The organism is Novosphingobium sp. (assembly GCF_049240505.1).
Taxonomy (GTDB): Bacteria; Pseudomonadota; Alphaproteobacteria; order Sphingomonadales; family Sphingomonadaceae; genus Novosphingobium.
In genome coordinates, this window is sequence record NZ_JBMLSM010000005.1 from 17087 (window position 1) to 32099 (window position 15013).

A 15013-nucleotide genomic window follows, 5' to 3' on the forward strand; every position below is an offset into this window, starting at 1 on the left:
GCATTCATGCTCGCTGGATGGGCCGCAATGGCAGGCATCGTCCAGCCCGCGCTGGCGCAGGATAGGCCTGTTGCCTCTACACCCACCGACCGCCAGTTGACGCTGCGCGATGTGCTGGAATCCTCCGCCACACACGCGCCGCAGATCATCGAAGCGATGGCCCGCCAGCGGCAGGCGGATGCACGCGCACTCACGGCTGAAGGTGCGTTCGATCTGGTATTCAACGCCGAAGCCAATACCCGCCCGCTGGGCTATTATGATGGCTCCACCGCTGAAGTTTCGGCCTATCGCCCGATGCAGAACAATGGCGGGCAGATCTATGGCGGCTATCGCGTGTCCACCGGCAGCTTTGCCAGCTACGATGGAAAACAGATCACCAACCAGTTGGGCGAACTGAAAGCCGGAGCAACGTTTTCGCTGCTGCGCGACCGGCTGATCGATGAGCGGCGCGGGCGGCGCGCGGTTGCCGAAACCGATATCGAACTGGCCGCGCTCGACCGCGATCTGGTGGCCATCGGCGTGCAGCGGCGGGCGATCGAAGCCTATCAGCAGTGGGTTGCGGCGGGATTGCGCGTGCGCATCTACCGTGAGCTTTATGAACTGGCCGAAACCCGCCAGAAGTCGATTGAAGATCAGATCCGTCTGGGCGCGCGCCCGGCCATCCTTGGCGTGGAGAACCAGCAGAACATCATGCGGCGGAAGTCGCTGATGGTGCAGGCCGAACAGAACCTGCAGTTGCAGGCCAACGCCCTGTCGCTGTTCCTGCGCGATGGTTTGGGCCAACCCATCGTGCCCGCCGCAGACCGCCTGCCCCCGCGCCTGACTGATGGCGTCACCCCGCGCCTTGTCGATCAGAACACCGCGATTGCAGGACGCCCCGATTTGCAGGCGCTTGTTACGCGGATCGAACAGGCGGGGATCCGCGCCAGCCTTGCCGCCAACGAATTGAAGCCGCGGCTTGATGTGAAGGCTGAAGCATCGAAGGATTTCGGCCCCGGATCGCCCGTCCGCCGACCGCTGGAAGGCGCGGTGGGTGTGCGGTTCTCGGTCCCGCTGGAACGGCGCGCGGCCAAGGGACGGATTGCCGAAGTGGCGGCGGAGCAGGATGCGTTGCAGGTGCGGCTGCGTTTCCTTGAGGAGCAGATCGGCGTGGAAATCGCCAATTTGCGCACGCAGGTCGGCGGCGCTGAAAAGCTGGCGGGCCTTGCCACCGCCGAAGCTGCGCTGGCCCGCCGTATGGCCGAGGCGGAGAGGCGGCGGTTTACTTTGGGGGCGAGCGATTTCCTGCTGGTCAACCTGCGTGAGGAATCGCTGGCCGATGCCACCATCCGCGAAATCGACGCAAACTACCGCCACGCCGCCGCGCAGGCAGAGCTTGTGGCGGCTTTGGCGGACCGCGAACAACTGCTTCTCTGAAGTGCACCTGGATGCACCTACGCGCACCTAAGCGCACCTAAGCGCACTTACCTCACGCCGAACGGCAGTTTTCCATCGCTTCACGCGCCAATGCGGCAAGCCTTGGCAAAGCCTCTGCCCGTTCCTTCGCCTGCGCGTTGGAAGCGGTGCCGCGCAGCACCCGTCCCTTGATCCCGTGAAAGATCGCGGCGAGGCGGAAGAAGTTGAAGGCGAGGTAGAAATCCCAGTTGGCAATCTCCGTCCGCCCGGTGCGTTTGCAGTACGCGCCGATATATTCCGCTTCCGTCGGCAAACCCAGCGGCGCAGGGTCGGCCCCGCCCAGCCCCGCCACGATATCGCCCGGCATCCGGTACATCATCGCGTGGTAGGCAAAGTCCGCCAGCGGATGGCCGAGCGTGGACAGTTCCCAGTCCAGCACCGCCAGAACACGCGGTTCATTGGGGTGGAAGATCATGTTATCACAGCGAAAATCGCCGTGGACCACGCAAGTTTCATCGCCTTCGGGAATGGCCGTGGGCAGCCATTCGACCAGCGCATCCATATCGGGCAGGCGGCCAGCCATTTCGTCTTCGAGATACTGCTTCGACCAACGCCCGATCTGACGGGCAAAGTAGTTGCCGGGGCGGCCATAATCGCCCAGGCCCACCGCCTCATGATCGACCGAATGCAGCGCCGCGATCACGCGGTTCATCTCGTCGAAATAGGCCGCGCGTGCAGCCTTGGGAACTTCGGAAAACGCGGCGTCCCAGAACACGCGCCCTTCCACCATGTCCATCACGTAGAACGCGCTGCCGATCACGCTTTCGTCCTCGCAAACCGCGAAGATCTGCGCGACCGGAACGTCGGTGCCGTGGAGCGCGCGCTGCACCCGCGCTTCGCGCAACACATCGTGCGCGCCTTTCAACAAAGGCCCCGGCGGTTTCCGGCGCAGGACATAGCGCGCAGCGGGCGTGGTCAGGCGATAGGTCGGGTTTGACTGTCCGCCGTTGAACTGCTCGACGGTGAGCGGACCGGCAAAGCCCGCAACATTTGCCGCCAGCCAGCTTTCCAGCGCCACTTCATCAAACGCGACGCGAACCTTGCCCGCGCCGGTGTTTGCGTCGGCCAACCCAATCATTGCGCGTTGCGCCAATCGCGGCGCAGCTTCTTGGCAAGGCTCCACTTGTGGACCTCGGTCGGGCCGTCATAGATGCGGAAGGCGCGGATTTCGCGGAACATCGTTTCGACGATGGTCTTGTCGGTCACCCCGGTGCCGCCCAGCACCTGCACGCACTTGTCCGCCACGCGCATCAGCGCTTCGGAAACGGCGACCTTGGTCATGCTGCTTTCGACCGTGCCGAGCGATCCGGTATCGAGCACCGAGGCACACCAGTCGATCATCAGTTCACACTGCTTCAGATCGATCATGTTTTCGGCCAGCATGAAGCCGACGCCTTCGTGATCAATCAACTGCTTGCCAAAGGCCATGCGGCGGTTGGCATAATCGACCGCGATTTCCTGCGCGCGAATGCAGCCACCCAGCCAGCGCATACAGTGCGAAAGACGCGCCGGAGACAGGCGGATCTGGGCATACTTGAAGCCCTCGCCCGCATCACCCAGCATCTGGTCGGCAGGCACGCGCAAATCCACGATATCGATTTCGGCGTGGCTGCCGGGCATCGAACTGTCGATGGTGTTGGGCACGCGGGTGATCTGGATGGCGGGGTCGGGCAGATCGACCAGGAACATGCAGGCACCGCCCTTGCTGTCCGGATCTTCCGACTTGGCCATGACGATCCCGACCTTGGCCCCTTCGGCCCCGGTGATGAAGGCCTTCTTGCCATTGATGACCCAGTGATTGCCGTCCTTGCGGCAGGTGGTGATCATCATCGAAGGATCGGCGCCCGCACCCTGCAGGTCTGCCGGCTCGGTCATGAAAAAGGCCGAACGCGCGCGGCCTGCCACCAGCGGTTCAAGGAAACGCTGCTTCAGTTCCGGGTTGCCGACCTTGCCGATCAGATACATGTTGCCTTCGTCGGGCGCCTGCGTGTTGCAGGCCAGCATTCCCAGCGGGGTCAGGCCCGACTTGATCAGGATGACCGCGGTTTCGCGCTGGTTGAAGTGGCCACCATCGCCCCGGATATGCGGCGTCAGCACACCGGCTTCACGCGCCAGTTCGCGCAGTTCCATGACCAGTTCGTCGGTCGGGGCACCATGATGATCGCGGCGCGGGTCTTGTTCATAAGGAAACACCTTTTCGCGCACGAAGGCTTCTACGCGGGCGGCCATTTCCAGTGCTTCGCTGCTGATCGTCACGATCGTCGTCCTCATCCGTTGGTTTGGTCTAGCGTTTCGACGCAAACCGTGCGGACTGCACCTGACGAAAACAATGGGCTGGGGGAAGCGCCAAGGCCTTTGCCGAACATGATCTGTCAAAAACTGGCGCAACGACGAAAAAAAGGGCGGCGAATGATCGCCGCCCCTGAAGTGTAAAGAACCCTGCATCTGCAGAGCCCTTCGGGTCGCAGGGAGGGGAATATCCAAAACGGGCGGATTGTAATGTGCGCGTTTTCACACTTCGCACGCGCGAAATCGCACGACAGCGATGAAAATTGCCGTCATGCGAAGAAAAGCGGCGCCGTGGCGGGAAAGTGGCTCGACGATTTTCGCACTTGCGCTCAGCGATTCGTCAAGGTGCTATTGCAAGCCATTCGCATTGACGCCAGCGCTGTGCGGGCTTAGTGCGCGCCCGTGCAGAATCGAACGATCACCGCCTGGGCATGGGCTCATAAGTGGAGCAGCCTTGTCTGCACGCTGGCGCTGTTCATGCTGTGCCTGACCGGACTGCCGCTGATCTTCCATGATGAGATCGAGCACCTGTCCGAAAGTGGCGAGTTGCAGGGGGCTGCTTCGGCCCGGAGTGGGCAGCCGCTTGATGCGGTGGTGGCATCCGCGCTGGCGGACTATGCGCGCGCTGCCGGCAAGCCCGGCGTGCCGCTGTTCATCGGTTTCTCGCCCGACAATCCGTTGATCACCGTAACAGTTGGGCCGCGTGCCGATGCGCCGGGATCTGAAATGCGGCTGTTCTCCTATGATCGAGCGAGCGGCGCGAACGTGGGTGAAGTTGTGGAGGATGGGGTCATGGACTTCCTGCTGCAATTGCACACCGATCTGCTGCTGGGTCTGCCGGGAATGCTGTTCCTTGGCACGATGGCGGTGCTGTTCATCGTGGCGCTGGTGAGCGGAGTGGTGCTTTATGTGCCCTTCATGCGCCGCCTTGCCTTTGGCACGCTGCGGCACGACCGGTCGGCACGGGTGCGCAATCTGGATCAGCACAACCTGATCGGCGTGCTGGCGCTGGGCTGGATCGCGGTGATTGGCCTGACCGGCGCGATCAATGCTTTTGCCGACCCGCTTACCGATGTGTGGCGCGTGACCGAACTGGAAAGCATGGTGGCCAAGCAGGGCGGCCAGCCCGCGCTGGCCCCGGCGAACTATGGTTCGATCGACAGGGCAATGGCAGCGGCGCAGGCAGCGCTGCCGGGCCAGATGCCGCAGTTTATCGGCTTCCCCGGTGGCGCATGGTCATCATCCCGCCATTACGCGATCTTCTTTCAGGGCGATACGCCGCTGACCAGCCATGTGCTGACCCCGGCGTTGGTCGATGCGGCCAGCGGCAGGCTGATCGATGTGCGCCCGATGCCCGCTTATATGCAGGCGCTGATGCTGTCGAAACCGCTGCACTTTGGCGATTACGGCGGGCTCATGCTCAAAATCGTATGGGCCTTGCTTACCGTGGGGACGCTGTGGGTACTGTGGACCGGACTGGTACTATGGTGGGGCAAGCGCCGATGAGCCGAACCGGCCAGCGGAGCGCAACAGCGATTCTTGGCGTTCCCCTATTCCTGGCCTTGCTGGCGCTGATCGGCCTTGTCCTGGGTCTGACCGGTGATGGCTGGCGCGATTTCGTTTCGGTGGCGCTGCTGGTGCTGCCCTGCCTGCTCTTTGTCATCCTCTGGCGTCGCCGCATCCGGCGCGCTGCCTTGAAATGAAAGCGAATATCATGAACCGTCGCACATCGCTGCTGGTCGCTGCCGCGCTGCTTCCTCTTATGGCCACACCTGCCCTTGCGCAGGATGCTGCGGACAGTGACGGCGCCGACGACATCATCGTCAGTGCCAAGGCGCTGAACGCATCGCAGGTGATGGGCGAAGGCGATCTTGGCGCGCTGGGCCGCCAGCGGGCAGAGAACGTGCCTTTCACCATTCGTGCCTACAACGAAGCGCTGATTCTGAACCAGCAGCCTGTCACCCTGGGGCAGGTTCTGGAAAACGATCCCACTGTTCGCACCAGCTACGGCTTTGGCAACGCTGCCGAACAGTTCGTGATCCGGGGCTTTGCCCTTTATGGTGACGACGTCGGCCTGAACGGGCTTTATGGTATCGCCCCGCGCCAGTTGATCGCTCCCGAACTATTCCAGTCGGTCGAAGTGTTGAACGGCGCATCGGCGTTCCTCAACGGTGCCGCCCCCGGTGGTTCGTCGATCGGCGGGGCGGTCAACCTCCAGTTGAAGCGCGCGGGTGATGTGCCGCTGACCCGCGCCACCCTTGGATATATCTCTGACCAGCATTTCGGCGGCAGCTTCGACATATCGCGCCGCATGGGCGATGATGGCGCTTTTGGCGTGCGCATAAATGGTGCGTTCCGCAGCGGCGATGTGGCAGTGGACGGCGAGTTCCGCCGAACTGCCGTGATCGGTGCGGCATTCGACTGGCGTGATGACAACACCCGCCTTTTCCTCGATCTTGGCTATCAGCGGGTGGAAGTGGATGGCCTGCGTCCCAAGGTGACGATCGGCACGGCCACGATCCCTACCGTGCCTGATGCCTCGGCCAACTATGCGCAGCCTTGGACCTACACTGATCTGCGCGACATTTTTGGCGTGCTGCGGTTCGAACAGGATCTGGGCGACAATGCCATGTTCCACATCAGCGCAGGCACGCGCGATGGCAGCGAAGAGGGCATCTATGGCGGCATCACCGTGTTGAACGCGACCACCGGTGCGGCCAACGGCAATGCCCTTTATGTGCCGCGCACGGACAACAACGAAGCCATCGAAGCGGGCTTCACGGTAAAGCTGGGCAGTGCGATCACGCATGAGTTCAACTTTGGCGGCAGCGCGGTGTGGCAGGTCAATCGCAACGCCTTCGATTTCCTTTATGGTCCCGGTTTTGCAGGCTTCGCCACCAACATCTATGATGCGCCTGAAGCGGCAATCCCGGCTTCGGCCTTTGTCGGCGGCGATCTGGATAATCCGTTCCCGATCAGCCGCAGCCGATTGCTGTCCGCTTTCGCGTCTGACACGGTGGGCCTCTTCGATGGCAAGGTGCTGATCACTGGCGGGCTTCGCCTGCAGGACATCGAGGTGAAAAGCTATAACGCCTATAACGGCGGCCTGTTGGACGGCACCTATCGGGAATCTGCGGCGACGCCGGTTGTCGGCCTGGTGGTGAAGCCACTGCCGGGGCTTTCACTCTTCGCCAATCGCGTGGAAGCACTGCAACAGGGACCGACCGCGCCGATCGATGCGCTGGTGATCAATTCGGGCGAAGTGTTCGGGCCGATCCGGTCGAAGCAGTATGAAGTGGGCGGCAAGCTGCGCATGGGCCGGTTTGAAGCGGGGCTTTCGCTGTTCCGCATCGATCTGCCGGTCGCCTATTCGGTGGATGCCGGGACCGGCGACGGGCGCGTGCGCTTTGGCCTGAACGGGTTGCAGCGCAACGAAGGCGTGGAACTGACGCTCAATGGCGAACCGGTGGACGGCCTGCGCTTTATCGGCGGTGCATCGGTGATCGATGCGAAGCTGCGCCGCACGCTGGGCGGGGCCAACCAGGGTAACCGCGCCGTGGGCGTGCCTGAATGGACCGGGAATGCCGGCGTGGAGTGGGATATCCCCTCAACCGGATTCACGCTGACGGGCCGCGTGGTTCACACTGGCAAGCAGGCCGTGAACGTAGCCAACACGCTGGAAATCCCCGAATGGACACGCTTCGATCTGGGCGCACGTTTTGTCGCCAATGCTGGCGGCAAGCCACTGACGCTGCGCTTTGGCGTGGATAACGTGGCCAACAAGCGGTACTGGGCATCGGCATTCGATGTGTTCGCCGCCGCGCTGCTGCAGGGCCAACCGCGCACGTTCCGGGCCAGCGCGTCCATCGATTTCTGACACGCAAACAGCATCACCGGGCGGGGCTGAACGCTGCGTCCGGTGATGCTGCATTGCAATAAAAGCGGGAACCCCTGCGCTGGGCGTGCATTCATCACGTTGAAAGCAAGCAGAAATTGGACCCCGCATTGGACCCGCAAGGCCCCCAAGCCGCAGAGATGCGCGCGCCTGCACAGCGCGATCTCGATATTCCACCGTCGCAATTGCCAGCGCAAGCAGGGCTTTTTCTCGACTTTGACGGAACGCTTGTCGATCTGATCGATCGGCCCGATGCCGTGCAGGCCAATGCACGCGTGCGCGATCTGGTTGCTGCGCTGGCAGAGCGGCTTGATGGCAGGCTGGCCATCGTGACGGGGCGAGATGCGGACTTCGTGCGCAAGCAGCTTGGCCTGCAGTCCATAGGTATCGCCGGAAGCCACGGGCAGGAAATCCACTTTGCCGATGGCAGGTCCAGTGTGCCGGAAATCCCGCTGTCGCTGGCAGATGTTGCCATAGCCCTCGATCGTCTCGCACAGGCGCATCAGGGGCTTCTCGTCGAACGCAAGCCACTGGGCGTGGCGCTGCACTATCGCATGGTGCCTGAGCTGGAGGCGGCGAGTCTGGCCTTGGCGAGCGAATTGGCCGAGGCGCACGGGCTATACCTGCAACCTGGCAAGATGATGGTCGAACTGCGCGCACGCGGGGGCGACAAGGGCAGCGCGGTGGCGCGGTTTCTTGAAACGCCCCTGTTCGATCGCGCCGTGCCGATCATGCTGGGTGACGATCTCACCGACGAGCCAGGCTTTGCCGCTGCCGCCGCGCATGGTGGATGGGGTGTGCTGGTCGGCCCGCTGCGCAGGACGTCTGCCCGCTATCGTCTGGAAGGCGTTGGTGACGTGCTGGACTGGCTGGAAAGGGCGATCGCGCCCGTGAACATTGAGGCATGAGCATGGAATTGTGGCCCATCGGCAATTGCCACGTTTCCGCGCTCGTTGACGAGGCTGGACGGTTCGTCTGGGCCTGCGTGCCGCGCGTGGACGGTGATCCGTTGTTCAGCGCGCTGCTGGGCGGAGAAGCGCCAGAGAGCGGGCTGTGGGACATTGCGCTGGAAGGCGTGGTCGTCACCTCGCAGCATTATGTGCGCAATACCCCGATCCTTGTTACCCGGCACGAAGACGGTCACGGCAACGCCATCGAAGTGACCGACTTCTGCCCATTCTACCGGCATTCCGGGCGCACCTTCCGCCCGGTGGCCTTTGCGCGCATCGTTCGGCCCGTCAACGGAAGCCCGCGCATCACGGTGCGCCTTCGCGCCACGCGCGATTGGGGCCGCCCCTCGCCCGGCGTGATCGGCGGAACCAGCCATATCCGCTATCCCGGCCCGGCCATGACCATGCGGCTGACCACCAGCGCGCCTGTGGGCATGGTGGCCGAAGAGCGCACGTTCCGGCTGGAGCGGCCCCTGCATTTCTATCTTGGGCCGGACGAGAGCTTTACCGGCAATATCGCCCATACCATCGACGAGATGCTGGAGCGGACCTGCGTGGAATGGCGCGGCTGGGTGCGCGGCCTTGCCATCCCGCTGGAGTGGCAGGACGCGGTGATCCGTTCCGCCATCACGCTGCGGCTGTGCCAGCACGCGGAAACCGGGGCGATCGTGGCGGCGCTGACCACCTCCATTCCCGAACATGCCGGGTCCGAACGGAATTGGGACTACCGGTATTGCTGGATCCGAGATGCCTATTACACGGTGCAGGCGCTGAACCGGCTGGGCGCGCTCGACGTGCTGGAGAACTACCTCTCCTATCTGCGCAATATCGTTGACGATGCCAAGGGCGGGCACATTCAGCCATTATACGGCGTGCTGGGCGAAGCGCGGCTGGAAGAAGGCTTTGCGCCCGACCTGCCCGGCTATCGCGGCATGGGGCCGGTGCGCGTGGGCAATCAGGCCTATGAGCAGATCCAGTACGACGCCTACGGCCAGATTGTGCTGTCGAGCGCGCAGGCGTTCTTCGACCAGCGCCTGCTGCGCCCCGCAGGAATCGAGGATTTCGAGGCGCTGGAAAAGGTGGGTGAGCGCGCATGGGCCAGCCACGATCAGGCCGATGCAGGCCTGTGGGAATTGCGCACGCGGCAATCGGTCCATACTTATTCCTCGGCGATGTGCTGGGCCGCCTGCGACCGGTTGGGCAATATCGCCACCACGCTGGGGCTGCAGGATCGTGCCGCGCTGTGGAACGACCGTGCGGCGACGATCCGCGCAACCATCGAGACTTCGGCATGGCGCGAGGACACGCAGCGCCTTTCCGCCACGTTCGCGGGTGACGATCTGGACGCCAGCGTGCTGCAATTGCTCGACCTGCGCTTCCTCGCTCCTGACGATCCGCGTTTTCTTTCAACGCTCACCGCCATCGAGCAAGGTCTGCGGCGCGGTTCGCACATGCTGCGCTATGCTACCGAGGACGATTTCGGCCTGCCGCAGACAGCGTTCAACGTCTGCACCTTCTGGCTCATCGAGGCGCTGCATCTGACCGGACGGACGGATGAAGCGCGCTCCCTATTCGAGGAAATGCTGATGCGACGCACGAAATCGGGTCTTCTGTCCGAAGACATCGACCCTGTTACTGGCGAGTTGTGGGGCAATTTCCCGCAGACTTATTCGCTGGTCGGCATCATCAACTGCGCAGGGCTTTTGAGTAAACCTTGGACGTCGATCCGATGAGCCGCCTGATTGTCATCTCGAACCGCGTCAGCGCGGGCGGCGGGGCGCAGGGCGGACTGGCTGTGGCGCTGTCGGCCGCATTGCGCGCCAATGGCGGCATCTGGTTTGGCTGGTCGGGCGAGGTTACCGAACAATTCACCGGCCACATCAATTTCCAGCGCACCGATGGCGTCGCCACCGCCACGGTCGATCTGGAAGAACAGGACGTCGAGGAATACTACAACGGCTATGCCAACCGCACGCTCTGGCCGCTGTTCCACTATCGCATCGATCTGGCCGAATACGAGCGCAGCTTTGCCGGCGGCTATGAACGCGCGAACCAGCGCTTTGCCGAGACCGTGCTGCCGCTGATCGAACCGGAAGATGTGGTGTGGGTGCAGGATTACCACATGATCCCGCTGGGCCGCGAATTGCGCAACCGGGGCATCAGGAACCGCATCGGCTTTTTCCTGCATATCCCCTGGCCCCCGCGCCGCCTGCTGGGCACCCTGCCCGAAGCCGCTGCGCTGGTGGAAACGCTGTTCGCCTATGACGTGATCGGGTTCCACACGCAGGAATGGCTCGATTCCTTCGTCGATTTCGTGAAGGCAGAGATGGGCGCGACGGTGGACGACAACGGCATTGTCCGCTGCAATGGGCGTAGTGTGCGCCTTGTCGCCTGCCCCATCGGCATCGATGCAAGCGCGTTCGAAGAGATGGCCCGCAGCCTGACCGCGCGCCGCACCTATGAAAAAGTGCGTGCCAGCCTTGTCGGGCGGGCGCTTATCGTGGGCGTCGATCGGCTCGATTATTCCAAGGGACTGGAAGAGCGGTTTCTGGGCTACGAACGCTTTCTGGCAGAGCACCCGGAAGAGCGTAACAGTCTGGTTCTGCTCCAGATCGCGCCGCCATCGCGCGGGGCGGTGGAAAGCTATCAGCGTATCCGGTCGACGTTGGAAGGCCTTGCCGGACGGATCAACGGCGCTCACGCCGAACTCGATTGGGTGCCCATCCGCTATGTCAATCAGGGCTACCCACGCGATGTGCTGGCAGGCGTCTATCGCGCGGCGAAGATCGGCCTCGTCACACCGTTGCGCGATGGGATGAATCTGGTGGCCAAGGAATATGTCGCGGCGCAAGACCCGGATGATCCGGGCGTCCTGATCCTATCGCGCTTTGCCGGGGCGGCAGAACAGATGCCGGAAGCCTTGCTGGTCAACCCATACAGCGCCGAAGAACTATCGGACGCCCTGCAACACGCGCTGCGCATGTCGCTGACTGAACGCAAGATGCGCTGGAGCGCAATGATCGAAGACGTGCGCCGCCGCGACGTGATGTGGTGGCTGGAAAGCTTCCGCGAATGTCTGGAAGCAGACGATGTGGAAGATGGCAAGGTGACAGAACTCAACCGTTCGGTGGCTTGAATCGGCCAGAACTGCTCCGAAGCCCCGGCATTCGTGCGCCAACGCACAGCGGCGCACCATGCTTTGCAGGATAGCGCATTTGCAGGTAGCGTGATTCTGGGCAGCACGGGGAGTACGAGGCATGGCCTCGCAAGCGGGCGGTGGACAGTTCGGTGGCGGTTCGGGCCAAGGGGCCGGTGCAACATCTGCCTGGTCGCGCATGGCCAACAATTCGCTGAACCTGCTGGACCCGCAAAGACCTGCGCCGCTGCTTTTGCCCGCACCCGCGCAAACGCCCGCTTCCGCCCCGACAGCAAAGCCTGTCCCCGTACCTGCATCCTGCCCGGTCCCCCCGCCTGCCCCGCTGAAAACGGTGCAATCCTGCCCATTGCGCCAGCAGAGCAGCGGCGTGGCTGGTTTGCTGGCGCCGCCCAAGCCACAGTCGCTGGAACCATGCGATCTCAACGCGATGACGATTTCACTGCCGCCGCCGGATGAAACGCTGTGGGCGCGCTTTACATCGCAGAACTGGTTGGGAAAGCTGATCAAGGAGAAACCCGCCAGCGGTTTCCAGACGATCACGTTAGCACCGCTGGATGGGATGCCGGTCCCTCCGGCACGGATCAGCGGGCGCGTGAAACTGCGCACGGTCGATCTACAATTGGTCGCGCCGGTTGAAGGCAGCCGCAAGGGCGAACCAAAAAAAATCAAAGTCAAGCTGGAGCCGGGGCCGGGTTTTTGCGGTGCGAAATCCCATCCCGATCTTTCGATCGAACCGGTGCCGAAGGGGCTTTCCAGCCCCATGCATGGGCGCACCTCGTGTGAATTCAGCGTTCTTGCTGCGCCGATTACCGATCCTGTGATCAGTTCCAAGCTCACGCCACTGGCGTTTCTTGCCGCGCTCATCCGCAAAACGGATCTTTCCCGAACTTATACAATCAGTTCGGATTCCTGCGGCAACCGTAATTCGTCGCAGGCCGTCAGCGGGATGTCCTGCAAGATCAAAGTACTGCCGGAAAAGCTTCTGATCGTGAAGTTGAGCTTCCCGGAATCGATCAGCGGGTCTTTGTCGGTTTCGAAAACGACGACGACCAACAAAAATGCGGGCGCGCAGACGCGGACCGTGGAAAAGAAGATCGAGGGCGAATTTACCAATCAGTATGCAGGGCGGGATGCACGGGGTGTCGCCCTGGATGGCGGCAAGGCCAGCCTTTCGGACAAGCAGATCACAGTCACCGACAAAAGTGGTATGGTGACACAGGTTTCCCAGCAGGAAGCGAAGATCGGCCGCACGATTGACCGCAAGGGCGCGGGCACTTTCGACACGACCCACACGTATGGCTCCGTTGATATGCTTGATCCGGCTTCAGGCGCGTCCAGCGGTTCGTTGTACAAGAACGTAAAGAGCGATGATGGTTTGGGCTATGTCGCGGGCATCGGCGTGTCGGTCGAACACGATGGCGTTGAACTGGGCGCATCGTTCAAGGACTTCGTGGAATGGATATCGATGGCCAAATCGGTCATCGATGGAGCGGACAAGCTTGGCAACTGGCTGAATCGCAGCGTGCAGATCGGCTGGAAAGTGACCGGCTCGGTCAAGGCGCTGTCGGGTGAAGTCAAAGTTGTCTGGGGAATCAAACAGCTCCCCGACGAAGCGTTGGTCGGTCGCTATTTCGGGGCGGAACTTGAAATCACTATTATCGATGCCGCGCTGGAAGTCAGTTTCGGTCTTTGCGTGGCATTCCCTGGTTTGGCCGATGATGAAGATCTGCTTTCTGCCAGGATTATCGGCACGCTCTCTGGCAGCGTAAAACTCAAGGGCTCTTACGAAGAACTGACCAATTCGCCCGTCGTTGGGCGGACGGCCACCGTGACCGGCGCGGTGACGCTGAAGCTGGAAGGCAACATTGTTGCAGCCAAGATCATCCATATCTCTGCCGATGTCAGTGGTGGCGTTCAGGCAGTTGGCAAGTGGGACGGCAGCATCGGTCAACCGCCAGAATCGAACATTTCGGTTGGTCTCACGCCTGTAGAAGCGAACGCATCGGTCAAAGTGTTCTTCTGGACGCGCAAGTATGGCCCGGCCACGCTCATCGGTGAGACCGAGCCGTTTTACGAAGTAAAGCTTTGAAGGACATATGATGTACGCCATCAAGGCCGATAGCCGCAACGTGCGGGCAACTGCTTCGCTCAACGACGTGCCGCTTGCTTCGCTGACGGGCACCAATGTTGGCAACGTGATCGAATTTGCGGGCCGCTGGCTTGAGGATGGCGAGAACCGGCTGCGCATTACCGTCCACGGACCCAGCGTGCTGCGAGGCGGCGATCCCGGCTTCGTGGGGTCGGATGGGCAGCCGCTCGGCTCCGCGCTCGACGAAGCCGAAGCGTGGGTACAGGTCCACCGTCTGCCGCCGGACTTTACCGGAGGCGAAGTAAACGGCGAGGTTGTGGCAGAGGCGCGTTGGCGAATTGCCGATGTGCAGGGCGAACCGACTTTCCCCACCGGTGCGGAAAACCGCTTTCTGGCCGCTGCGCTGCCGGGAATGCGCTGGCGCAATTCCCGCCTTCCCGCCGATCCGGCATCCGCGCGACCGCAGTTGATCGCCTGGCTGCGCGGGCTTGCCGCGTCGCTTGAACAGGGAGACAGCAACGCGTTGGTCAACGCGGCAGAGCCGGGCATTCGCGATACCTGCGCGGCCATCGGACAGAACGCCGATCAGCAGCTCGAAGGTTTCCGCGCGATGCTGCAGGATGAAGCGCGCGGCCTGCGCCTGCTACCTTTCCGTGACGAGGACGTGCGGATTGAACCGATCGCGTATGGACGATTGCTCTTGTGCAGTCGCTCTGATGGCACGCCCCTGCTCCGCGCTGGCCCCGGCAGTGCGACCGATTTCGAGATCGAAATCCGCGCAGGTATGATCAGCAATGGCTGGGTGATGTTCTGATGCTGGCGATATCGCCTGGCGTTTCAGCCGCCTTTGCCGCCCAGCGCATTCCCGAAGTTGCGCTGCAAATGGCCGAAGTGATCGCCACGGCCAACCCCGATCTTGCCGCCACGATGCCCCGCGATGAACTGAATAGACGCGCGTTGGCAGGCACGCAGGTCTCAGAGCATTATGGCATGCAATCGTCGCGCGATATCATGCTGCTGTGTCTGGCTCACGCAATATTCGGGCCGGATATGCTTTTCCGCCCGGGTTTCGAATGGGTTGCGCCCTTGTTGCAGGAACCGGTCGAAGGGTCTGACACGCGCGCCTATCGCCTTCACCTGCGCCTCTCTGAGCTGGGGTAAGCGCCAGTTTCCTCGGA

12 protein-coding genes are annotated in these 15013 nt (G+C 62.4%); 10 read left to right on the plus strand and 2 right to left on the minus strand.

Annotation, left to right across the window (positions count from 1 at the left end; all coding sequences use genetic code 11):
• The first annotated feature begins 6 nt into the window (after positions 1-6).
• A complete protein-coding gene (locus tag ACOVQ0_RS00335; protein ID WP_421878558.1) occupies positions 7-1416 on the plus strand; it encodes a TolC family protein in 1410 nt (469 codons plus the stop codon).
• A gap of 52 nt (positions 1417-1468) precedes the next feature.
• Here ACOVQ0_RS00335 and ACOVQ0_RS00340 read toward each other — a convergent pair whose 3' ends face one another.
• On the minus strand, positions 1469-2533 hold the full coding sequence (locus tag ACOVQ0_RS00340; RefSeq protein WP_421878561.1) for a phosphotransferase: 1065 nt from the start codon (positions 2531-2533) through the stop codon (positions 1469-1471).
• The gene (locus ACOVQ0_RS00345; protein ID WP_421878564.1) at positions 2530-3726 is read right to left on the minus strand and encodes an acyl-CoA dehydrogenase family protein; all 1197 of its coding nucleotides are present in this window, start codon (positions 3724-3726) and stop codon (positions 2530-2532) included. The genes ACOVQ0_RS00340 and ACOVQ0_RS00345 overlap by 4 nt, the downstream gene beginning before the upstream one ends.
• A 420-nt stretch (positions 3727-4146) precedes the next feature.
• Between ACOVQ0_RS00345 and ACOVQ0_RS00350 the strand changes: the two genes are divergently transcribed.
• From ACOVQ0_RS00350 to ACOVQ0_RS00390, 9 genes are all read left to right on the plus strand, one after another.
• Complete coding sequence (locus tag ACOVQ0_RS00350; RefSeq protein ID WP_421878567.1) at positions 4147-5250, plus strand: PepSY-associated TM helix domain-containing protein; 1104 nt, start codon at positions 4147-4149, stop codon at positions 5248-5250.
• On the plus strand, positions 5247-5447 hold the full coding sequence (locus ACOVQ0_RS00355; protein ID WP_421878570.1) for a hypothetical protein: 201 nt from the start codon (positions 5247-5249) through the stop codon (positions 5445-5447). The genes ACOVQ0_RS00350 and ACOVQ0_RS00355 overlap by 4 nt, the downstream gene beginning before the upstream one ends.
• An 11-nt stretch (positions 5448-5458) precedes the next feature.
• Positions 5459-7621 carry a TonB-dependent receptor gene (locus tag ACOVQ0_RS00360; RefSeq protein WP_421878573.1) on the plus strand — a complete coding sequence of 721 codons (2163 nt, stop codon included), beginning with the start codon at positions 5459-5461 and terminating at the stop codon, positions 7619-7621.
• A 128-nt stretch (positions 7622-7749) separates the two neighbouring features.
• Positions 7750-8547, plus strand: coding sequence for a trehalose-phosphatase (gene otsB, locus ACOVQ0_RS00365; RefSeq protein WP_421878576.1), 798 nt, complete (start codon positions 7750-7752; stop codon positions 8545-8547).
• Complete coding sequence (locus ACOVQ0_RS00370; protein ID WP_421878579.1) at positions 8544-10322, plus strand: glycoside hydrolase family 15 protein; 1779 nt, start codon at positions 8544-8546, stop codon at positions 10320-10322. The genes otsB and ACOVQ0_RS00370 overlap by 4 nt, the downstream gene beginning before the upstream one ends.
• A complete protein-coding gene (locus ACOVQ0_RS00375; protein ID WP_421878582.1) occupies positions 10319-11725 on the plus strand; it encodes an alpha,alpha-trehalose-phosphate synthase (UDP-forming) in 1407 nt (468 codons plus the stop codon). Before ACOVQ0_RS00370 ends, ACOVQ0_RS00375 begins: the two co-directional genes overlap by 4 nt.
• 121 nt (positions 11726-11846) lie before the next feature.
• Positions 11847-13835, plus strand: coding sequence for a hypothetical protein (locus ACOVQ0_RS00380; RefSeq protein ID WP_421878585.1), 1989 nt, complete (start codon positions 11847-11849; stop codon positions 13833-13835).
• 7 nt (positions 13836-13842) lie between these two features.
• Positions 13843-14649, plus strand: coding sequence for a hypothetical protein (locus ACOVQ0_RS00385; protein ID WP_421878588.1), 807 nt, complete (start codon positions 13843-13845; stop codon positions 14647-14649).
• Positions 14649-14996: a hypothetical protein gene (locus tag ACOVQ0_RS00390; RefSeq protein WP_421878590.1), complete on the plus strand. Its 348-nt coding sequence runs from the start codon at positions 14649-14651 to the stop codon at positions 14994-14996. Before ACOVQ0_RS00385 ends, ACOVQ0_RS00390 begins: the two co-directional genes overlap by 1 nt.
• Positions 14997-15013 lie beyond the last annotated feature (17 nt).